General features: G+C 48.7%; 18 protein-coding genes. 8 read left to right on the top strand and 10 right to left on the bottom strand.

The window, feature by feature from the left end; translation table 11 throughout:
* Window positions 1–3 precede the first annotated feature (3 nt).
* The 5 genes from B153_RS0107905 to B153_RS0107925 form a co-directional block, all read right to left on the bottom strand.
* On the bottom strand, window positions 4–561 hold the full coding sequence (locus tag B153_RS0107905; RefSeq protein ID WP_020596156.1) for a hypothetical protein: 558 nt from the start codon (window positions 559–561) through the stop codon (window positions 4–6).
* Window positions 562–643: 82 nt separating this feature from the next.
* Window positions 644–2,443 carry a 3-hydroxyacyl-CoA dehydrogenase gene (locus B153_RS38505; protein WP_020596157.1) on the bottom strand — a complete coding sequence of 600 codons (1,800 nt, stop codon included), beginning with the start codon at window positions 2,441–2,443 and terminating at the stop codon, window positions 644–646.
* Window positions 2,444–2,503: 60 nt separating this feature from the next.
* Window positions 2,504–2,917, bottom strand: a complete 414-nt coding sequence (locus tag B153_RS0107915) for a DUF2147 domain-containing protein (RefSeq protein ID WP_020596158.1) — start codon at window positions 2,915–2,917, stop codon at window positions 2,504–2,506.
* A 66-nt stretch (window positions 2,918–2,983) separates the two neighbouring features.
* Window positions 2,984–4,576 (bottom strand): oleate hydratase, encoded by a 1,593-nt coding sequence (locus tag B153_RS0107920; RefSeq protein ID WP_020596159.1) that lies wholly within the window; start codon window positions 4,574–4,576, stop codon window positions 2,984–2,986.
* Between the two features lie 119 nt (window positions 4,577–4,695).
* On the bottom strand, window positions 4,696–5,007 hold the full coding sequence (locus B153_RS0107925) for a biotin/lipoyl-binding protein (protein ID WP_020596160.1): 312 nt from the start codon (window positions 5,005–5,007) through the stop codon (window positions 4,696–4,698).
* Window positions 5,008–5,188: 181 nt separating this feature from the next.
* Here B153_RS0107925 and B153_RS0107930 point away from each other — a divergent pair, with 181 nt between their 5' ends.
* Entirely contained in the window at window positions 5,189–5,839 is a 651-nt protein-coding gene (locus B153_RS0107930; RefSeq protein ID WP_020596161.1) for a TetR/AcrR family transcriptional regulator, read from the top strand.
* 592 nt (window positions 5,840–6,431) lie between these two features.
* Here B153_RS0107930 and B153_RS0107935 read toward each other — a convergent pair.
* Together B153_RS0107935 and B153_RS0107940 are read right to left on the bottom strand one after the other, a co-directional pair.
* Entirely contained in the window at window positions 6,432–6,899 is a 468-nt protein-coding gene (locus tag B153_RS0107935) for an RES family NAD+ phosphorylase (protein ID WP_020596162.1), read from the bottom strand.
* Between the two features lie 3 nt (window positions 6,900–6,902).
* The gene (locus B153_RS0107940; RefSeq protein ID WP_026261990.1) at window positions 6,903–7,331 is read right to left on the bottom strand and encodes an antitoxin Xre/MbcA/ParS toxin-binding domain-containing protein; all 429 of its coding nucleotides are present in this window, start codon (window positions 7,329–7,331) and stop codon (window positions 6,903–6,905) included.
* Window positions 7,332–7,439: 108 nt separating this feature from the next.
* Between B153_RS0107940 and B153_RS38510 the strand changes: the two genes are divergently transcribed.
* The 3 genes from B153_RS38510 (at window position 7,440) to B153_RS0107950 (ending at window position 9,224) form a co-directional block, all read left to right on the top strand.
* On the top strand, window positions 7,440–7,928 hold the full coding sequence (locus B153_RS38510; protein WP_245564851.1) for a helix-turn-helix domain-containing protein: 489 nt from the start codon (window positions 7,440–7,442) through the stop codon (window positions 7,926–7,928).
* Window positions 7,888–8,463 (top strand): IS630 family transposase, encoded by a 576-nt coding sequence (locus tag B153_RS38515; RefSeq protein WP_245564852.1) that lies wholly within the window; start codon window positions 7,888–7,890, stop codon window positions 8,461–8,463. Before B153_RS38510 ends, B153_RS38515 begins: the two co-directional genes overlap by 41 nt.
* Window positions 8,464–8,567: 104 nt before the next feature.
* Window positions 8,568–9,224: a recombinase family protein gene (locus tag B153_RS0107950; RefSeq protein WP_342664793.1), complete on the top strand. Its 657-nt coding sequence runs from the start codon at window positions 8,568–8,570 to the stop codon at window positions 9,222–9,224.
* A gap of 227 nt (window positions 9,225–9,451) precedes the next feature.
* Here the strand turns inward: B153_RS0107950 and B153_RS0107955 are convergent, their stop codons facing one another.
* Window positions 9,452–9,904, bottom strand: coding sequence for a DUF1569 domain-containing protein (locus B153_RS0107955; RefSeq protein WP_026261992.1), 453 nt, complete (start codon window positions 9,902–9,904; stop codon window positions 9,452–9,454).
* Between the two features lie 165 nt (window positions 9,905–10,069).
* Here B153_RS0107955 and B153_RS0107960 point away from each other — a divergent pair, with 165 nt between their 5' ends.
* The 3 genes from B153_RS0107960 (at window position 10,070) to B153_RS36550 (ending at window position 14,357) form a co-directional block, all read left to right on the top strand.
* Entirely contained in the window at window positions 10,070–10,936 is an 867-nt protein-coding gene (locus tag B153_RS0107960; RefSeq protein ID WP_020596166.1) for a LytR/AlgR family response regulator transcription factor, read from the top strand.
* 140 nt (window positions 10,937–11,076) lie between these two features.
* On the top strand, window positions 11,077–13,593 hold the full coding sequence (locus B153_RS34830; protein ID WP_020596167.1) for a nitrilase-related carbon-nitrogen hydrolase: 2,517 nt from the start codon (window positions 11,077–11,079) through the stop codon (window positions 13,591–13,593).
* Window positions 13,594–13,604: 11 nt separating this feature from the next.
* Window positions 13,605–14,357 (top strand): CPBP family intramembrane glutamic endopeptidase, encoded by a 753-nt coding sequence (locus B153_RS36550; RefSeq protein ID WP_157634609.1) that lies wholly within the window; start codon window positions 13,605–13,607, stop codon window positions 14,355–14,357.
* 228 nt (window positions 14,358–14,585) lie between these two features.
* Here the strand turns inward: B153_RS36550 and B153_RS0107975 are convergent, their stop codons facing one another.
* A complete protein-coding gene (locus tag B153_RS0107975) occupies window positions 14,586–16,739 on the bottom strand; it encodes a hypothetical protein (protein ID WP_020596169.1) in 2,154 nt (717 codons plus the stop codon).
* A gap of 298 nt (window positions 16,740–17,037) precedes the next feature.
* Here B153_RS0107975 and B153_RS0107980 point away from each other — a divergent pair, with 298 nt between their 5' ends.
* Window positions 17,038–17,682, top strand: a complete 645-nt coding sequence (locus B153_RS0107980; RefSeq protein WP_020596170.1) for a peroxiredoxin — start codon at window positions 17,038–17,040, stop codon at window positions 17,680–17,682.
* Here B153_RS0107980 and B153_RS34840 read toward each other — a convergent pair.
* The gene (locus B153_RS34840) at window positions 17,679–21,533 is read right to left on the bottom strand and encodes an ATP-binding protein (RefSeq protein WP_169518474.1); all 3,855 of its coding nucleotides are present in this window, start codon (window positions 21,531–21,533) and stop codon (window positions 17,679–17,681) included. The genes B153_RS0107980 and B153_RS34840 overlap by 4 nt on opposite strands.
* Window positions 21,534–21,620: the final 87 nt, after the last annotated feature.

Below are 21,620 nucleotides of genomic sequence, written 5' to 3' on the forward strand. Positions count from 1 at the left end.
GATTTATTTTTCGATTTTGTTCGCGTCGTCAATGACTTTGTTGAGTCCGGTAATGATTTTATCATTCCGACGAACATCATTAACCGTCAGATGCGGCACACCTACATACCAACCGGTGGCGGTGATCTGGTGGTCTAAAATAAACTGCTTTACACTTGGGTCTTTAATGCCGGGCCAGCCTTCCACATTGCCGAAAATAATATCCATCAGTTGCGGAATTTTGGTCGCAAAATCATCGATATACGCATCCCAATCGCCATCATAGGCCGTGCAGAACAGAATTTTAGTGTCATTGTCCAGCAGCACAATGCGTAAATCGTGAAGCGTCCCGACTTTGGTTGCCCCTTTTAAATTGCCATTGGCGATTTCCATGATCTTTTTCAGATTTTCGGCTCCACCGGGTTTCAAATTGGCAATGGCAGTAAGCTCGGAAACCCGTCCGGAACGAAGTCCTTTTTTTCCGGCGGACGTAGTCGAATGGTCATACCCATCGTCGATGCCTTCGCTGAAATTTGCTTTGACGAGTTCAGCGGTTAATTTGATGTTATCTAAAACGCTCATGTCAGTAATTTTTTAAAGGTTGTTGAAAACTAATTGGTAAATGGCTCCGGCTTTGATATAAAAAGTCGCACCATAGGTATACTTACTTTAAAAAGTCGTTCTGCTCGTAGGCCGGATTGGGGTACGTATAGAAACCCTCGCCCGATACTTCGCCCAGTTTGCCTTTGTCGATGAGTTCGGTTTTCATCTTCTCGGCAATGTGCTGCGTCAGCTCGCCCGGAATGGCTTTTACCACGTTGTAATTGGTATTCATGCCGTTTTTGTCCAGGATAGCCATTGGGCCAAAGAGCGCTCCGGTGGCAATCATCCAGGTCTTGTCAATCGTAGCGGGATCGGCCACATCACTGGCCCACAAACCCATGCCTGAAATCAGCAGCGGAATCAGGAGTGAATCCAGCACATAGCCCGACTGTTCTTTGTGCAGCTCAATGGGCATCATACCAATCGCTTTGGCAAACTCTACAATCTGTTCATACACAGCAGGGTCAGTTGCAGCATGCCCCATAATTTCCGCTGTATTACGGATATGGATATGATTGGCAAAATGTAGATTGATGAAGTGTTCAGGGCGGTTGGTAAAAGGTGCCAATTGACTCGGTAACAAGGTAGACGAGTTACTGACAAAAATTGTTTTTGCCGGAGCTGCCGCCGATGCTTTTTCCCAGAAATCCTGCTTGATAGCCAGTGTTTCTGGCACGGCTTCAATGAGCAGATCGGCATCGTTCAGGGCATCGGCCAGGTCCGAACTGTACGACAAACGGGTAGCAGTGGCATCAAGTTGCTGCCAGGTAGCGTTCAGATCGTGTTTGTAGGCATCAGTCAGGGCCGTGAACTTGCCTTTGGCCTTATTGAGCACCTCGTCATTGATGTCGTACACGGTTACGTCGAACCCATGAAACGCCGTTTGTACCGCAATCTGGTAACCCAGAACCCCACTCCCGGCCACTACTACTTTTTTGATGGATACTTTCGACAAATCGGCGGGAGGGGCTTTCAGAAAATCGGGCTTTTGATAGGCCGGGTTTGGGTATGTATAAAATCCTTCGCCGGTCGATAAGCCCAGCTTGTTTTGGTCGATGAAGTCGGTTTTGAGTTTGTCCAGTACAGCCTGATCTTCCTGTTTGCCATGTTCGACCTGCAACTTGTAGATGTTGTAAGGCGTGGTGATGCCGATGATGTCGTAAAACGCCATTGGCCCTATCGGCGATCCCGTGCCCAGCATCCAGGTTTTGTCGATGGTTTGCGGATCGGCAATGCCTTTGGTCCAGAGTTGCATCCCGGCATTCAGGAAAGGCGTGAGCATGGAGTTTAGCACATAACCCGGCGTTTCCTTCTTAACCATAATGGGCACCATGCCGATGGATTTGGCAAATTCCACTACGGTTTCAAAAACCGCCGGATCGGTCCCGGGATGGCCCATGATTTCTGCCGTGTTGTATTTCCAGATCTGGTTGGCGAAGTGCAGGGCCAGAAACTTCGCGGGACGGCCGGTTTCGGCCGCAAACTGGCTGGGTAACAGCGTCGATGAGTTGGTACAGAAAATGGTTTTTTCAGGAGCCAGCTTACCCAGCTTCATATAAAAGTCTTTTTTGAGCTGAATATTCTCCGGGATGGCTTCAATAGTCAGGTCGGCATCCGCTACCGACCGGGCCAGATCGGTGGTATAGGTAATTCGCGCAAGCGTAGCCTCAATATCGGCCACTGATGCGTTCATATCCTGTTGGTAGATCTTCCCGAACTGGTCGAATTTCTCGTTGGCCTTCGCCAGCAGATCGTCGGCGATGTCATAAAGTACCACCGTATAGCCATGAAAAGCCGTTTGAAAAGCGATTTGTGCGCCCAGTACACCGGAACCGAAAACGGTGATGTGTTCTAGTTTCATGATCTGGTTGAGTTAATAAATGGATTATCAATGAAATAACCTGCCGGTTTTAGTAATGTTTTAATCAGCTTTGGTGAAGACAGTAGTACGGCCAAACATAGGCGAACCAACATAACCCCTGAGTTCGAGCGTGGTTGGATTTTTGAGGGTCATTTTAGCGGAGTAGGTCTTGCCACTTTTAGGGTCATACACCTTTCCATCAGTCCATTGATTCGTGCCATCTACCTTAAAACCCGTCAGAACCGTAGTCCCCAGCAACGGTCGTTTCTGAAGGCTGACATCCGGGTTTTTCGTATCCAATACATCCCGATCTTTTAGCCAGACGAGTTTGCCCGTCAACTGTTCGCTCTGTTTAGCGAATTGGATGCGCGACTCTTTTTCCTGGTTGAACCAGGTTCCTTTTGTAATGTCTGTCTGGGCGTAACCGCAGCCAATACCCGCTAACCAGAAGAGTATGATCAATTGTTTTTTCATGGAATCTTTTAGTCAATTAAATCTTGTAATGTTAGGATGTATTTCCCCTATTAATACGGTCATCGTTTACCGATAAGCTGTGTGAACCGCTTTAACCAGCACATCAGGGCGTTTGCTATAGGCCGTAACGGGCGCTACTTTTTTGTCAAGTCCCAGCAGCGTGTAGACGGCCAGACGAGCTGCCCGAACAGAATATTCTTCCGTAAACACCATGTCGTCAGGAATTTCCACAAACTGACTGATCAGGGCCAGATTGGTAGAGCCCTTCGGCACAACCGCCGGACGGTCGGCCTTGGCGTGTGGCTGGAACAGGGCGTCGATGTATGGGAGCATGACCGGAATTACATTGACAACACTGGCCTTGATTTCGGCCTCGTGCTCCTCAAAATGCAGGTGATGAATCAGTTCGGTCAGGATTTCTTCGCCCGTGCAGTCGATCATCGGTTTTTTTACAAAATCACCAATTTTATCCGGATACAGGCCATACCCCCACAAGATGGTTGTGTCGGCACCTTGTGCTTTGAAGTGGGGTTGAGCTGCTACCACAATCGACATCCGCCACGCCGAATCGGTAAACGTCATCAGGGCACCGCTCCCTGGCTTGTTACCTGAATAGCCCTCAATCAATTGCAACATTTTGTCGCCGTTAAAGGTAGGCGTGAACGAATACCATTTGGTTTGGTCAGGTTTGGTGAAGAACGGATCAGGATTGCCGAGCAGCCCCGGTTTTTTATCGGCAATTTTCCGCCACAGCGCAAACGATGGCGGGTTACCGGGCAGGTAGCGAGCGGGGGTCTGGTAATCACCGTTGTCGGTATTGTCGGTAATACAGCCGTTGGTAAAGAAGCACAAATCGCCGTCATTCAGCGTAATGGTACCGGCCTGCCCGTCAGCATCCTGATAATGAATCGTCGTGACGGTGATGCCTTCGCCTTCGCTGAAATCAAGATCCGTAACGGTACGTTTGAGCGAATAGTTGACCCCAAACCGATCCAGGTATTTCTGCAAGGGTAGAATAACCGACTCATATTGGTTATATGGTGTTCGGGTGACGCCCTCTAGGGTATTGATCCGCGAAAATTCCAGGATCATCCGGTTCATATACCGTCTGAACTCGAACAGACTCGACCATTCCTGCCAGGCAAACGTGGTTTGCCACATGTACCAAAAGTTGGTCGTAAAGAAATGATCGTCGAACCAGTCGCGAATGGTTATGTTGTCGAGTTCATTTTCGTCGGTCATGAACAGTTTTAACAATTTCATTCGGTCATCGTGGTCGAACCCCATTGAATGGGCATCCAGAATTCGGCCATTTTTGTCGATCAATCGGGCTTTGGCATTGGTTGGATTAGCATGGTCGAAGGCCAGAATCTCGTCTTTCACCGAGAGGTTGGGCACGTCCAGCGAAGGGATACGGCCGGTCAGGTCCCAGAAGTTCTCGTAGGTTTCCTCGTTGAGCATTCGCCCCCCCCGGCAAACAAACCCTTCCGTTTTCTTCCCCGATCCATCGTTACTCCCGCCCAGAAGGGGCAGCGATTCGAGAACGAAGATATTATGTCCATCAAATCCTCCGTCTTCGATCAGGTAAACGGCTGCTGCCAGTGACGCAATTCCACCACCTACAAAATAGGCCTTTTTACTTGTGTTATTAGTTGTCATGGGTTACGCTTGTTAATGTATTAATAATCAATGGTTTAAGGTGTATTAGGGGTGCTATTTAGCCAGACTGTCTTTCATGTATTTTTATCGTCCGCTCAATCGTTCCAGATCCGACACAGCTAGCCGATAAGCCAGTTGAGCCGAATATAAATCGTGGGTTCGATAGACGCAATGAGTTGTCCGGCGCGGATGGTCTGGCCTTCCTGAATCGTCACCTTGTTTAGTTTACCGGCCACCATAAACCCCAAATTAACGGTAGTTTCGGCTTCAGTGGCCCCGCTGAGGGTAAGCTGGTCGTTGGTGGATGCGTTCGCCACCCGACTCACCACAACGGGTATGGCTACGGGTTGCTGCGTGTTTTTGGAAGCAGAAGCCGCGTCCTGCTTTTTGTCGGTAGCCGACTGGCAGCTACTGAGCCAGAGTGCCATCATGAGGCAAACCGGATACAGGGGCTTTGCGTTAGGCAGTGAGTAAGTCCTTAAAAACATATGGCAAACAGGGCTAAAGTCGAAGTCCGCCAAAGCTTTATTTGGCGAGCATGTTAAAATATGTTGCAACTATACTACATTTTACACTAATTTTGTTTTTTTAGTTTCCAAAATAAAAAAAATAATGGTTTTGACCACCAAACCCAGCACTGACGAGCGGATTGTTACCGCTGCCATGAGTCTGTTTCTGCGCTACAGCTACAGCCGCGTCACCGTGGATGATATCGTCCGGGAGTTAGCCATGAGCAAAAAAACGATCTACAACCATTTTCCGAATAAATCGGCCATTCTGCTGGCGTGTATCGATTCGTTTGTACGCACTTTCCGTCAGCAGGCTGAGGCCATTTTGGGCAATAGCGAACTTTCCCTTCGCGAGAAACTAAGCCAGTATTTACGGCATATTGGCCTGAGCTTTACGAGGGTAAGTCCGGAGTTTATGCAAGACATCAGGCGGAGCGAACCCCAGGCCTGGGAACGCTTATGTACCTACCGCCGGGACGTAGTACTCCGGCATTTGAGTACGTTAATGGACGAAGGCGTAGCGGCTGGCTACATCCGTGACGAGGCCAGTCGGCACCTGGCCATCCTGGCTTACATCGGAGCGATGGAACAACTCGACGATCCTGATTTTGTGGCGCAGTTTCCGGCCGCTTTCGTCCAGTCGGTTCCTGCCCAGATTCAGGAACGGGCTGATCAATTAATCAAGTTACTATTGTATGGTCTACTGACCCCCGCTTTTTGGGAGGCTCAACTGGCAACCCAGCAATACCCCTAACGCAACGTGAACGATGGAGTAATATAACGATCCGTGTAGTTGCCCAACGCTTGGAAAACTCAAAGCCGTTTCAAGCGTTGAGCAGGTATTACTATGGCCCTAACAATTCGGGCATGAACCTGAAGTAACTTCGTGCCTGAATTGTTAGGATCACAGCACAACCAGTGACCGGCTGAATTTTTAGTCGAATCAAGGCTAAGAACAACTGACTACTGTTTTCTTGCGTTGAAGGCTCGTGCTTATAGGGCTAGTAAGTTACTTTCGCTTCAAGCGTAGTACCGATGCGGGTTACAAGGCGTTCCCAACGCAGGCCTAGGGAGTCGGTTTGAGCTTGCACTAGTCCTATAAAAACTAGCGCGGCCCAAAAACGGTATCAATGAATAGGCCGTTGAGCTACTATTTGGTGCCGAATTACTAGTAGATATACGTATGGGGGTAGTAATAGTAACGTCTTTTTTAATGCCCTATTTAAGTAACAGCTATTTATACACTATTATCTAAGACAGGATGTAGTTACTCAGCGATTCTGCTTTGGTAAATGTCAATTTTAGTAGATCGTCTATGCGTCTTTTTGGTTACACTTTAATTTGATTTACTTCGACCACAGTCGAGGGTCAATAACTAGAGGCTTCTCGTCAATCACCCGTATTGATGTATAGCTATTGTGGGCCGGGTGCAATAAATAGTTGATGCCATCAGGCATCACCGAGGAAGGTACGCCTAAGGCTAACACATCTGGCTTTGCTAGCCAATCGGCCGCAATGTGCTGACTCCGATTGTAGGTGTTTTCCTGCCAATATGGAGGGAGTTGAGCAGCCTTCAACAATCGCTGACTGTTAGGCGGAAGTTCCAGACTGAACAATCGATAGGCCGGTAGCTCATCGTACGGCACTTGAGGCATGTGTACTAAGATTTCCACCAAAGCAAGAGCGGGATGTTCTGCCGTATAGAGGATACCAACACCCGGCGGATTCCACCGGCCTCCATTGAGCCAGGTACCAGTAACATCTAGGGGCTGGGCGGCATACTTCTGACGCACTACTCGATAAACAATGGCCATATCTTATCCGAAGATGCCATAGTCAATACGGCCCAGTACCCGATCTACTAAGGTATAGCCTGTAACGGTGTCAAGTATCTGGAGGGGCGTTTGATAGTCTAGCTCCCGTAAGGGGGAACGCATCCAGTTGAGGGCTGTTGAAGCTCGCCCTTCAAAAGTATCTAACATATGTAGCAGTAAGTTCTCTAGCAGCAGTAGTCGCTCGGAGGCATCTTGACTGATGCGTTGATCGACTTTCAACCGATGGAGATAAGAGGCTGATAAGCCTAAAGCCATGGCCAATTCTTTGTCGGTTAAGCCAACCAGTCTTGCTACGCGGTCAGCTTCCGCTCGTAGTACACCTTGTCGACTGCGGGCAATGATCTCCTGTTCAGTCATGAGCCGGGGTAACAAGGCTTGATTAGGCGGTAAAAAAGGCAAAGTGATAGCCATAGGAATGAATTTTGTCACTAAGCTAACTACAAAAGTTCATCCAATTAAGTTCTTACAAACTTATATTGATCCGTGAGTAGGCCCGTAAAGCTATATCCTTTTATTTGTATGGCTACCCTCAAACCATCCGATTATGAATTGCTGCGCCGACGATGTGCGGAACTGAAAGAGAATGGTTGGCAACAAAACAGGATTGCTCAGGCATTGGGTTTGACCGAAGGGTGGGTTAGTCGCACGTTAAAGAAATACCGTCAAGACGGACAAGCTGGCTTAGTTTGGCATAAACCAAATGGGCCAGCCTGCCGGCTGACTAACGAACAGGTCGCTATACTGCTTGAGGAATTAAATAAAGGTGCTGTAGCCCAAGGATTTGCCGGTGATATATGGACCCGACCCCGAGTCAATCAAGTTATTAATCGGCTGTTTGGGGTGAACTATGATCCCTCACAGATTGGTCGGTTGTTGAAACGGGCAGGCTGGAGTCGTCAGAATCGGAGCGCCGAAGCGACCACAGGCCAAAGCTCGTCAACAGGATGCTGCGGCCGTCCACAATGGCGTGAAGAGCGTTTACCAGGCCTCAAAAAAAGCTCAGGCTGAAGGGCGGGGACTTGTTTATATTGATGAGTCAGCGTGTTATCTATTACCCTTGGTAGCCCATACGTGGGCAAAAAAGGGAGAAACGCCAGTTTTAGTTGAGCAGGCTGGTCGAGATCACTTAAGCTTGATTGCGGCCATTGCCCCGAATGGGCGGCTATATGTAGGTGGGCAAGACCGCCCTTTCCGCAGTGAGGATGTGATCTGGTTTTTGGAGAGGTTATGTAGCCGCTATCGCAAACGGAATTTGTTGGTGGTTTGGGATGGAGCAGCTATTCATCGTAGTCAGGCTATTAAAGACTGGTTGAGCCGCAAGGCGGGGCGGGTGCATTTGGAACGGTTACCTGCTTATAGTCCTGAACTCAACCCGGTGGAGTTGTTCTGGAGCCACCTGAAAAGAAAGCTGAAAAATCAAGTCTTCGTCAACTTTGAGCAGTTACTAAATGCGATTCTATATCAGCTTGACCAGTTACAAGTCAGCCCTAAACTAATTACAGCCTTCTTTCGCAAAAAGGAAATTGCTTTCTTTACAGACTAATTCACGGGTCAATAATAGCAATAGCGCAGCAACAGGTAGATTTTGCTAAACAGTTTGACTTTCCAACTTTGCCCCCTTTAAAGAAAGGGATGGCTCTAGAAAGAATGCAACCAACTGACGATCAATCGCATCTTCGTAAAAATAATAGATGTCGGTACGTACTTTTAAGGCCGCTTATCGGGCCATGTAGTTTTATGTTATTTGGTTATGCACGTGTTTCAACACAGGATCAAAACTTAGCCCTTCAATTGGATGACCTGAAAAAAGCAGGTTGTCAGAAGATATTTCAGGAAAAGGTGTCTTCAGCTAAGGTACGTCCACAACTTCAGAAGATGCTGGAGGTCCTTCGCGAAGGAGACACCGTCATGGTTTGGAAACTGGATCGATTAGGGCGATCCTTAAAAGAGCTTTTCACCTTGATTAATGACTTTCAAAGCAAAGGGATTGGTTTCTGTAGTTTGAATGATGCCATTGATACCACTACCGCACAGGGTCGTTTAGTATTCAACCTGTTTGCTTCATTAGCTGAATTTGAAAGAGATTTAATTCGCGAGCGTACCAAAGCTGGTTTGGCCGCAGCCAAGGCTAGGGGACGAATAGGCGGCCGTCCGAAAGGACTCTCTACCGAAGCCCAATCAAAGGCACGGGCCGTTAAATCCATGTACACGCTTAAAACCCATACGATTTTGGAGATCGGTCAGTTGTTTCATTTAAGCCGAGCGACAGTTTACCGGTACTTGGCGTGGAAGGATGTGAAATAACTGTTGGTCTATGAATTCTCCTTATACGGGCTGTTAACTTCCTATCGTCTCAGTTTGGAGCGTTTCATGAGAATAAGGTATAGTAGGTACAAAACCGTTTGGTGTAGGATTACAAATTAGCTTGATATTTAGTAATCCTACACAAATTGATCATTCTCCGCCTAGAGAAGGCTTTAAATCTGACCAAGGCAGGGCATATCCAAGTGCTTTTTAGAAAAGCCAACCAGCTATACACCAAACTGCCGAAGGTGATGATCCATGTGCATCCAGGTGGCACAACCCCATTCTTTAGCAGATAATCGCCCGAATGCAGGATGAGTAAGTCGGAGGTTTTGCTGTGCTGAAAAACGTCGTATCGCGTCGATATAGGCGCTTCGTTTTTCGTCAAATTGTGCAGGCGATAAATCCAGATGAGCGGTTTCGATGCTGGAGGCTCCTTTCTTGTTTTGGGGAAATTGGGGCAGTACGTATAAACAGAGATACCGGAGCAGATGTTGCTTCCAACTCGATGGAGGATACCCCAACTCCTGTTGTATAATTTGCTGATTGGCTAATGTGCAATGATAGACCATTTGAGTCGCATTCATACGACCCCATTTGGGCTGATCGCTTGCTTTCAGCGTTTGAACCCGACTGATAATTTCCTGTACAGCTGCGGGATCGAATAGATTCTTTTTCATGATTGTTTGCGTTGAAATCGCTGCAAACATATGGCAATCAGGTTGATCCAAACCTGACGAAGGGATGTGCTGCACGGCTTAGGGGTGAAATGCATCAGCGTAGGCTGATGCTAACCATAAATTCAGTTCTTGCGGGCAATCTAGCAGGCCAGTATTTTTGTCGTAATGGCTCTCTTAAATGTATTCAGGCAGGCTTATCCGCTACAATCGTATCGTCTCTCGTTGTATCGGGATTTGTTTTTTGCGTTCTTTCTGAGTTTGTTTTTGCTCGTGTTCCGGCCGTTCGGACTCGAGGTTTATTCGTACGAAGAAAGCTACGTTATGATCGGGTATGGGGCCATAACGCTACTGACTACCGTACTCAATGACTACCTGGGTTACCAGCATTTTCCAGCCTTTTTTCGGGAAACGAATTGGACGGTAGGTAAACAACTGGCCTGGTCGGGTTGGCAGTTGATTTGCCTCGGACTAACCTGCTTCGTTTATGCAGCTCTCATCAAGGCGTTTCCGTGGACGTTGCTTGGCTTTTTGAAAGTACAGCTCTATGTTCTGCTCTGCGCCATTGTTCCGATTAGCTTATTTACGTTGCTTCGCCAGAACTACATGCTGAAGCGAAATAGTCGGGAAGCCAACCAACTGGAAGTCGATCTGTCGCAGCAAGTTCCGCAACCTAATGAAACTGTAGAGCAGGCTATCTGTTTTACGGGCGAGAACCGGAATGAAAAACTTGAGATGCTGCCCAGCCAGTTGATCTGTATTTCGGCTCAGGACAATTATGTCGAGTTTGTTTTTTTGCAGGCAGGCCATACGAAACGGGCTTTGCTCCGCAATACACTATCGAAAATTGACGAGCAACTCAATGGCCACTCCCAGTTTTTCCGGTGCCACCGATCTTATCTCATCAATCTGGAGAAAATACGGATGGTGAAAGGGAACGCTCAGGGGTATGTATTAAAAATGGAAGAATTCGAGCCACTGATTCCAGTATCGCGGGCGAGGGGACAGGCCTTACATCAGGCCATTCAGGCCTAATCCATTCCTCCCACGGACCGTGCAGTTAACCCCTGAAAGCTGGGCCTAACGTCATTTCGCCCCTTAACACGACCACCCGCCCCTTTCATTTTACCCCAATTTCGCTGCGCTATAGGTTTGCTACATCAACTCAAGCAACTATGCAAACCTATCGAAACCTCGGCTGGCTGGCTCTTTCGCTGGCTTGCCTGATCATCAGCCGCCAATGGCTACTTCCGATCTTCGCCTTATTGTCTCCCTTATTCTTACTGCACTTTTTACGCACCCAATCACCAGGCAGGGGACTGCTTTTAGTGGGTGTGGGGTTAGTTGCTTCCATCCTGTGGGTATATCGCGGATTAGCCGGGCCTATGTTCCATAGTCCAGCCAGTTTTGTCATTACCTTGAGTGTTTCGACGCTTATCGGTCTGATCCCGTTTTGGCTGCACCGGTTGCTGTCGCACACTTTCCCATTACTAACAGCCTCCCTGATTTTTCCGGCCACGAAAACCATTCTTGAGTATGTAGGCTCGCTCAATAGTCCGTTTGGCGTTTGGGGTTCGCAGGCAGCTCTCTTTGCGGATTGGCTGCCGTTGGCACAGGTCGTGTCAGTAACCGGCATATGGGGATTGTCCTTTTTTCTGTCCTGGAGTATTTCGCTGGCAGCACTCGTGTGGTCACGTCCTAAGCAGAACGTGCAGTCTGCTCTGATTCCATACGCTTTGGTACTGGTGGTGATTGTCGGCTACGGATCAAGTCGACTACTACAGTCTGGTGAAAGCAAGTCCGCAAAAGTAGCCAGCATCCTCACCAATGATACGTATTTCAAGCCTCTCAAATCGTCCGTCTATCAAGATCTTGCCAATCCGTCTGTGCTGACCAGTTCAGTCGCTCAGGCCAATACGCGTTGGCTGTTAACTCAAACGGAACAGGCAGCTAAGGCAGGAGCCAAACTCATTTTCTGGGCGGAAGGCAACGGAATAATCCTGCCAGCACAGGAACCGGAACTCATTCGGGCAGCGGCCCAACTTGCCACCCGTTATCAGGCTTACCTAGGATTAGCCGTTGAGGTTATTCATTCGGGAGCGTCGTTTCCGGTCGAGAATAAGATCGTATTGCTTCAGCCAAACGGTCAGGTTGCCTTTACGTATTTGAAGCATTATCCCATCGGAATTGAGCAGGAGTTGATGCGAAAAGGTGACGGCAAGATTCCGGTTGCCCAAACGCCTTTCGGCAAACTTGCGGCCATGATCTGCTTCGATACCGACTTCATCGCCTACGCCCGCAAGGCAGGTCAGCTGGGCGTTCAACTTCTGGTCGCGCCGTCGAATGACTGGGCCGAAATTGCCGACATGCGGGGGCTACTTACCCAGTTTAGAGCCCTGGAAAACGGACTTACGCTGATTCGATCTACCTCCCACGGCGTTACAGAAGTCGTTGATCCTTATGGGCGAGTTAAGCTCAGGAACAATTATTTTGAGCATCCGCAAACGATCTTATATGCCAACGCGCCCCTAAATGGCCAACCAACTTTGTATGCCCGCTTTGGCGACTGGTTTCCGTGGTGTTGCGTAGTACTTATGCTGTGCATTGGCTTTAGCCGGATTCCGCGTCGTATTCATCAGGTCGGGTTACTTATCTTAATGCTGATCGTAACTACGGCTCAGGCCCAGCAGCGTACAGAGCCAACGGCTAAAACCGGTTTCCATAAAACGATTGTGTTACCAGCGCTATCTTATACCCCAGAAACCAGTGTGGCGCTGGGCGTGACGGGCGTACACCTGAGCAAGCCCGATAGTCTGGCCAACTTGTCGCAGGTTTCGGCTACGGCGCTGTACACATTTAAGAATCAATTTCTGGTGGAAGGCAAAACCCAGCTTTATCGTGGCAAGTATTTGCTGATGGGCAACGTGAATTACAGTCGCTACCCGGAGTACTTTTTTGGTATTGGCAACGAAACGCAGGCTGACAACAAAACGATCATTACCTACAGTGCTGTGCGGCTAAATGCGAATCTGGCCCGTCAACTCGCCCCTCATTTATACGGTGGACTGGCCGTTAACTACAGCCATTATTTCCATATCAATCAGCCGGAACGTTATTTGCCCGAGCCCTTCGGTCAGCAAGGAGGAGTCACCACGGGCCTCGGTTGGGCCATTACGTTCGATAGCCGGGATCACCTGCTGAATGCATACCGAGGGTGGTATGCCACTCTTTCGGCCATTTGGAATACGCAAGCTTTGGGTGGTCATTTCGATTACATCTCCATCGACGCCGATGTTCGTAAATTTGTGCCCGTAAACTCGGGAGGCACGCTAGCCTTCCAGGCCCTGGTGACGACTAAAAGCGGTGAGGTACCTTTCTTACAACTCGCCTATTTGGGTGGTAGCAGCATGATGCGTGGGTTTTATGCAGGTCGCTACCGCGACAATAATCTGATGGCCATTCAGAGCGAATACCGTCGACGGCTTTCGGCTAAGTGGGGGTTTGTCCTTTTTGCGGGCACGGGTAAAGTATTCAACTCCTGGAATCAAGCTGATTTGTCGGGGTTAAAAACATCCCTGGGTCTTGGCTTTCGACGGACCATCAGCCGAAAAGACCGGGTAAACCTGCGAATTGATGGCGGTTTGGGCGATGGGTATCCCAATTTCTACGTGAGTATCACTGAAGCGTTTTGATGGTCACGATCATGAAAAAGGTTATTAAAGCCCTGACCGGTTTCGCGATTCTGTTTTTACTCTATCATGCTGCCGAGTACATGATTGTGTTTCAAAACAGCGTCGAAGGCTTTCTGATGGGGCAAGGATTGTTTTTTGCTGTGGCCTATCAACTCGCACGTTGTCAATCCCGCAAAGGTCTTTCGGCTTGGGGATTGGGATTTTCGGCCAATACGTTTCGTCTATTCTTGTCTGGTACAATGATGGGGATAGCCTTGTACGGCAGCAGTTGGCTACTCAATCTGGCGTTTGGATTCGAAATCGTTCAGAAAGTACCAGCTAGTTCAGTGCTGATACAAAAAGGGGGGCTCTTCACATTTGGCGTCTTTTTTTCATCGTTATCGGAAGATATTCTGACGAGAGGGTACGTCTATTATCACTTGCAAGAAAAAGTAAGTTCTGTCGTCCTCGGGGTTATTTCGGCCATTATCTATTTGCTCAACCATATCTATAAATTGGGCAGTGGCCCCGAAGCCTGGCTGTACCTTTTTCCGCTAGGACTTTTATATGTAATGCCGTTGATCATGACCGGAAATCTATGGTTCGCCGGAGCAATGCACTGGGTAGGAAACGTATTCTTCTATATGAGTCATGACTTAATCGATACGCAATCCGGCAGCAGTATATCCCCTAATTATATTTTTTGTGGGTATATTCTCTTTATCCAAGTGAGCTTCGTTGTGTTAAGGAATTGCACCAAGGCTGTGATAAACGGATCTACGTGAAACTTATGAAGCTAAATTTTCAAGCTCCGCTTTGGATTGGCAACCTAAGACGCTTTCTTGTAGGGGTATAGGTTATCTATTTTCAGCTAATTTGAGAACCTATATCCCTTCAGGAATATAAGTATGAAGGATTTGTTGTCTCACTTAGAAGCATTTTTTGAGACATCTAACACTTATAACTAATTACTTCAATTAGCCTGTCCATTAATTCTGAAGATTCCAGCGATCCTACAAGCCGGAAATAATGCGGGCATAGACATTATTAGCCGGATTACTATCATAGCTACCACTGGAATCATCGGCGATGTTCACCGTCATATTAGACACGCTGCCCGAGTTAGCCGTTGTTCGGCGGAGGGTGAAGCCAATCACCGATTGGGAATTGGCGCCAATCAACTGGCCAGAGTTGAGGGTCAACGTTAGCTGTTGACCAACCAGGTTATTGACCATTGTCCATTTACCGTTTTCCACACTCACCGGATTGGCCGTACCGCCTGACACAACGATGCTGGTAAGCGACGAGTTAAACGAAAGGCTGTAGCCTGTGGGAGCGGAGACCGTCAGAGTCACACTGCCAGGGCTGGTAGGCTTTCCCCCTACCTCAAACACATTGACCACAAATTGACGGCTCGATTCGGGACCATTGGCTGAAAAGTTGGCCTGAGGTAAGGACACGGTCGGAGACAGGTCAGGTAAAACGGCGACCGTTACAGTAACAGAAGAAGGACTACTGGTGCAATTGTTGGTGGTACAAGTAGCCTGATAAACAAACGAGCCAGTCAGACTGGTCGAAACGGGGATGCTGGTACCAGCACCACTCACACCATTAGGTCCGTTCCAGTTGACCGTCCCACCACAGTACTTACCTAGCAGCATTACACTAGGCGAGTTCCGGCTTACTGTGAGGGAGGAGGCCCCAGTGATGGTTTGCAGGTACACATTGGGATTCGTTTCATCAACACCGATATCGATGCGGCCGTTATTGATGCGATCAGCCAGGCCAGGGATATCCGCCAGGTCTGGCCAGCGTATCAGAAGGGAATTATCGCCCTGGTCGGTAAGCATCGTGTTACAGGCGGCCACTGTAGGGGTGCCATCAGCCAGGTTGACCAGGTGACGGCTAGGATCCGTAGGGCAGCCATAAACCAAATCGCCATATCGATGAATCCGACTGCCCGACACTTCAATAGTAGTCACGTCGAAGGTATTGCGGTTGGTTATACCACTCATGACACAGTGCGACAGATTGACGTTCGAGGTAAAACCCGATGGATATCCCAGTCCATCCCCAACCTGGCTGTTATGTGCATTGATAACCTGGCAATTAATTATATCGCTGGAGGCTCCACCCAGACTCGCCATCAGATAAAACACCGACCGAGGATACGATCCGGAGGGTGAAGGATCATTGGTTTCAGGATGTATACCCACATTGTCGAACTTACAATTAATGATTCGGCACGTGTTGCCCGTCCCAAAGTTGACAATCAGCGCGGCAAGTGCATCATAGTCAATAGCGATGTCACTCTTAACAAAGTTAGTAATGAGGTTTACCCGAAACCAGTTCGAATTATATATAACCAGGTCCGCTTTACCGCCCCCATAGCTACGGTTTAGCACGGCCGAATTGGACATTAGAGTACCCATATTGACTAAGTAACAGGTCAATATGCGAAGATTCGCCAGTCCGCTTCCGCCGTTGGCAATGTTCGAGATCATTTGTCCGGCACCATCTGCGAGCGTCTGTTCCACCGTACAATTACTAACCGTAGGTTTGGACGTAGCATTCAAGGCAAAGTTAAGAATGCAATGGCCTACGAGATTGGTCGGAAGATTATTCGTTGTAGACGGGTCAAGTCCATCGTCGGCTTGCGCTGGTGCACCGAGCACTTTGATGCGTATGCCATCGAGCAGGGTGCTTTCCGATGCATTCTTAAAAACGATGGTATGATTTTGATAGGGCATACCATAGATCTGTGTTTCGCCACCATGGCGCTGACTCAGCGTAGCTTCGTCACCGGCAAAGTGACCGTATACCTTGACGCCACTGGGAATCAGAAAGTAGTGTCGAGCTAAGTACTGAAATTGAGCCTCGGTCGTATTATCTGCATCCTTGGGTATCTGAGAGAAGGGGTAAGTTGGATAGCCCCCCCCCGTCAGCCAGATTTGATCGCCCGACTGCGCCAGGGCCAGCGCTTTATAAACCGAAGCCGCCTTGGCCCAGCTTGTGCCGTCATTCGTTGCCGAGCTATCGGCTTTGACGTACCAGGTGCGTCCTTGCGCCAGGCTGATGGACAGTATACCCAGCCAGCAAAAACAAACGATGACAATACGCCAAAAAGCAACCGACTTTGGCGGAAAAAGAAATAAATAACGTTGCATGGAATGGAGCGCGATTGATTAATGATTGATTCGTCGTATTCGCGATCAAAAGTGATTGAACAGTGCTGCTTGGGCTATAAAAATCATCCCAATGGCTATAAGGATTTTCCCAAATCACTTCCAGGGGGCTTTTTTTACGTTAAAAATGGAGAATGGGAGGCCTCTTATAGGATTTGGGAGAAAATTGATAGCCTGAACCAGAGGCTTGATAGACCTTTGTTTCAACGTTTTGTCGAGGTGGATCTACGCCTGGCAGGGCGTTCAAACTTGTTCATTAATCACCTTTCCAATCAACACGATGACACTCCGATTAGGCGACCTCGCCCCCGATTTTACGGCTCAGACCACGGAAGGCACGATTCATTTTTATGAGTGGCTCGGCAATTCCTGGGGGATGCTTTTTTCTCACCCTGCCGATTTTACCCCCGTTTGCACCACCGAGCTTGGTCGCACGGCCTCGTTAAATGATGAGTTCGCCAGGCGGGGCGTTAAGGTGATTGCGGTTAGCGTCGATCCACTGGAATCCCATACTGAATGGATTAAAGACATCAATGAAACCCAAAACACCACCGTCAATTTCCCGCTGATTGCCGATGCCGACCGCAACGTGGCCGAATTGTACGACATGATCCATCCGAACGCCAGCGAGAAAGCCACCGTCCGATCGGTATTTATTATTGGCCCTGATAAAAAGATCAAGCTAACGCTGACCTATCCCGCGTCAACTGGTCGGAATTTTAACGAATTGCTCCGGGTTATCGACTCGCTGCAATTAACGGCCAATTATCAGGTAGCCACGCCCGCTGACTGGCAGGAAGGAGAAGACGTTATTGTGGTGCCTGCCGTCAGTACGGAAGCCGCCATTGAGAAATTCCCCAAAGGTGTAACCGTTGTAAAGCCATATCTACGGACGACTCCCCAACCTAATCTGCCAACCAATTAGCGTCGCCGGGCGGCAACATATTCGGTGGGGGTAAGCTGATACATTTCCCGAAAGCATTTGGAGAAATAAGCCGGACTATCGAATCCAACTCGGTAGGCTGTTTCAGAACTTGTATAACCTTGTTGGAGAAAATCGGCCGCTCGTCTGAGTCGATACGTCCGAATCAACTCCCCCGCCGACATGCCCGTCATCGCTTTCAGTTTTCGATGCAGACTCATTCGACTCAGGTGGGTTTGTCCTATCAACTCATCGGCACCAAAGGCTGAATTATCAAGACTCGCTTCGATTAAGTCGTAGATCTGATCGAGAAACGTGTCAGTCGTTAAATCTGGTGGCGCTTCCGTTAACAGCGGATCGGGCAGAATCAATGAGCTACGTACCCACTCGCGTAGTTGTCGGCGCTGCTCAAGGCGATTGCGTATCCGAAGCTGAAGTTCCTGTACGGAGAACGGCTTGGTTATGTAATCATCGGCCCCTGCTGCCAAGCCCTCTATACGGCTCTCGGGCGACGATTTGGCCGTTAGCAACACCACAGGAATGTGGCTGGTTCGAGTATCGGCTTTTAGTTGTTCACAAAGGGCATAACCCGTCATGACAGGCATAAGTACATCGCTGATGATCAGATCGGGCATTAATTCAATGGCTCGTCCAAGGCCATCAGCACCGTTGGCAGCACGGTAAATTAGGTAGGATGTGGGAAAACTATCCGCGATAAACTCGGCTAACTCTGGGTTGTCTTCTACCAGTAGTATGACTGGTGATTCATCAGATCGCTCATCCGTAGAAGTCTCCGTCGGATCCACTGTTGAAGTGCTATTTGGGTCTATTGCTGGCCTGTTTAATGTCACTGAACGATAGGGTAACACAACCGTAAACGTACTTCCCTGTCCAACTTCACTGGTAACCGTAATGGAGCCTTTCTGCAAGTCAACCAGTTCCTTCACCAGTGCTAAGCCAATACCAGTTCCTTCCTGCTGCCGGTAACCTGTTATTCCAGCATTTGAGTCATCGGTCTGATAGAAACGTTCAAAAATATGCGCACGCTTATCCGCTGGAATACCAATTCCTGAATCCGAAACGGTCAGGGTAATCGACGGAGCCAGATAAACGTCAATAAGACCGCCCGAAGGGGTAAACTTCAGGGCATTGGCCACCAGATTATACAAAATACGTTCCAGCTTGCGGGCATCAAAATAGTATTCCTGAGCCAACTCACTGGCTGAAAATTGTAGCCGTATCCCTTTCGTTTCAGCCTGAGGTATAAACAATTGGACAACGTCATCGACAAATTGAACGACATCACCTCTGGTTTCGTCAACCTGAAGAGCGCCCGCTTCCAATTTCGACAAATCCATAAGTTGGTTCACGAGTCCCAGCAACTGATGCGCATTTCGATCAATCGTTGCCACCTTGCGAAGGTCATCCGGGTCATGAAGTTTGCGCTGTAACTGCTGAACAGGGGCCAGAATCAAGGTCAGTGGCGTTCGGAATTCATGGGTAATATTTGAAAAAAAACGAGTTTTCATTTCATCCATCGCTTTGAGCTGCTCGGCTTCTTTTCTTCGCCAATACCCCCGAAATACTACTACGATACCACTGCTACCAGCGAGTAAATAAATCAGGTAAGCCCACCAACTCTTCCACCAGGGCGGGTGGATGATAACGGACAGCACCCGAACATGCGGACTCCATATACCCGATGTGTTGGACGCATTTAGTCGGAGTGTATAGGTTCCGGGTTCCAGATTCGTATAAACGGCTTCGGGTCGGTCGGCAAGTATCCACCCTCTATCAATTCCCTCCAGTTGATAGCGGTAGCGCAGTTTGTCCGTATTATTATACTGCAACGCAGCAAAGCCGACCATCAAAAAATTCTGGTCATGATTCAGCACTAATTGCTTAACCGTCTGAATCGGTAATGAATCCGTCAACCTTGCCTGAACAGGTCGATTATTAATTCGTAGATCGGTTAGTTCAACAGGCGGCTGATACCGATCATCGCTTAGAGCCGCAGGATTAAAAGCCGTGATGCCTTCCAAGCCACCGAGCAAGATCCGATCGTTAGGAAGATGCAGAAAATGAAACCGATTGAACTCATCGGCCAGTAAACCATCTTTTCGATTGTAGGTTTGTAGCTGTAGGGGCTTCCTGGCAGCCGGCCGGGTAATTCGGCATAAGCCCTGGTTGGTAGCTACCCACAGATACCCCCGCTGATCAGGAATAGCCGCGTAGATCACGTTATTCGGCAAACCATCCTGTTTGGTAAATCGTTGGCAACGCCCCGTTCGTTTATCAAATCGGCACAAGCCCCCTCCAAATGTTCCAACCCAGAGAATGGATGGGTCAGCGGGATCGCTGGAGATACAAAATAGGGTATTACTGCTGAGCGAGGTGGAATCACCGGGTTGATGGGCAAATTGTTGGATATGTCCTGAAACACGATTTACCCGGTACAACCCCCGCGAGCCAGTTGATACCCAGATGGCCTGTTCGTCGACTACGGCCTGAAACACGGTAGTCTTTTGGCTTACCCGAGCATAATTCGGTCGAACACGATAGGGGAACGACTTCCAACGGCGAGTTGAATGATCGAACCAGATGGCTGCCGAGTCACAGATCGCCCAAACATGCCCCTTAGGGTCTGTAGTCAATGAGATTGGCGAATGACCATCCGTTTTCTGCCAGGCAGTCGGAACGGGTATCGTTGTCAGCAATCGGCTATGCAGGTCAAGCTGATAAAACGGCGCATTGCCAACGGTGAACCATAGGTTTTGTTTTGAATCCAGCGTATACCGAAAGTTATAACTAGACGTACTTTGGGGGAAACTAGGCAGTTCCGACATTGGAACACCTAGTTGATGAACTAACAGATCAGTATAGAAATTGGTCTGATAAGGCCGCGCATCAAACTGCATAGCCTGCAAATTATACCGACGTACGCCTAACCCGTTGGTCCCAATCCAAAGCACATCCGACCGATCGATGTGCATACTTTGGATCTGCCAGTCTTGGGTTGCCTGAGCCAGCAGATGAAGCCCTACTTGCTCCTTAAAGCGAAATACCAGGTTATTATAAGCCAGATAATCGTTGCCCCGGCTGTCACTGGCAAACTGAACGAGGTCTGCCTGACGAATCGGATGGGGTATCGTAAAGCTGCGTAGTGTTCCCGAACGAGGCTCAAACACCGACAAAAAATGGGGAGAAGCCAGCAGTAAACAACCATCTTGGCGTTCGTAAAGCCCAACTATAGTCTGCTCTGGTAATCGAACGGGCGAATTCGGCCCGTCGTGGTAATGCGTAAACTGATTCGTTTGGGGGTCCAATCGGTCTAGTCCCGCTGAGGTAGCCACCCAAAGAAACCCTTGTCGATCTTCAAGTACGGTTCGAACCTGGTTACTGGTTAATGACATCGATTGACCCGCCACATGGCGGTAGTGGTAAACCCGTCGCGCTCCTGGGTCAAGACGGGCCAGGCCCTGATTCAGAAAAACCACCCATAGCTGGCCACGCCGACTTGCAACAATCTCGGTCAGACGATAATCAGAAAAGGGTTTATAGAAGGGCTGACGGTGAATATGGGTAAACGTTTCCTGAAAAGGATCGAATAAATCGATCGTACGTTCTCCGGCCACCCAAAGTAACCCCTGCGAATCGCGTGTAAGATGTTTAACGCCAACTACTGACAAGGATGAACGTCCATCGTCATCGGGTTGAAACACGTTAAAGTGCGTGCCATCGTATCGGCATAGCCCATCCAGGGTAGCCATCCAGATAAACCCACGCTGATCCTGGGTTATGGCTGGTACAAATGCCTGAGGTAAGCCCTGGCGATCGGTAATAGACTCTGCCACAGGCAACTGTTGGGCCTCAATAATTCCAAATCCAATAAGTAATACACTCAGTAAACTAAAAGAATAGACTGTTGGCCGTTTCAAAAC

It is taken from the genome of Spirosoma panaciterrae DSM 21099 (assembly GCF_000374025.1).
Classification (GTDB): Bacteria; Bacteroidota; Bacteroidia; order Cytophagales; family Spirosomataceae; genus Spirosoma; species Spirosoma panaciterrae.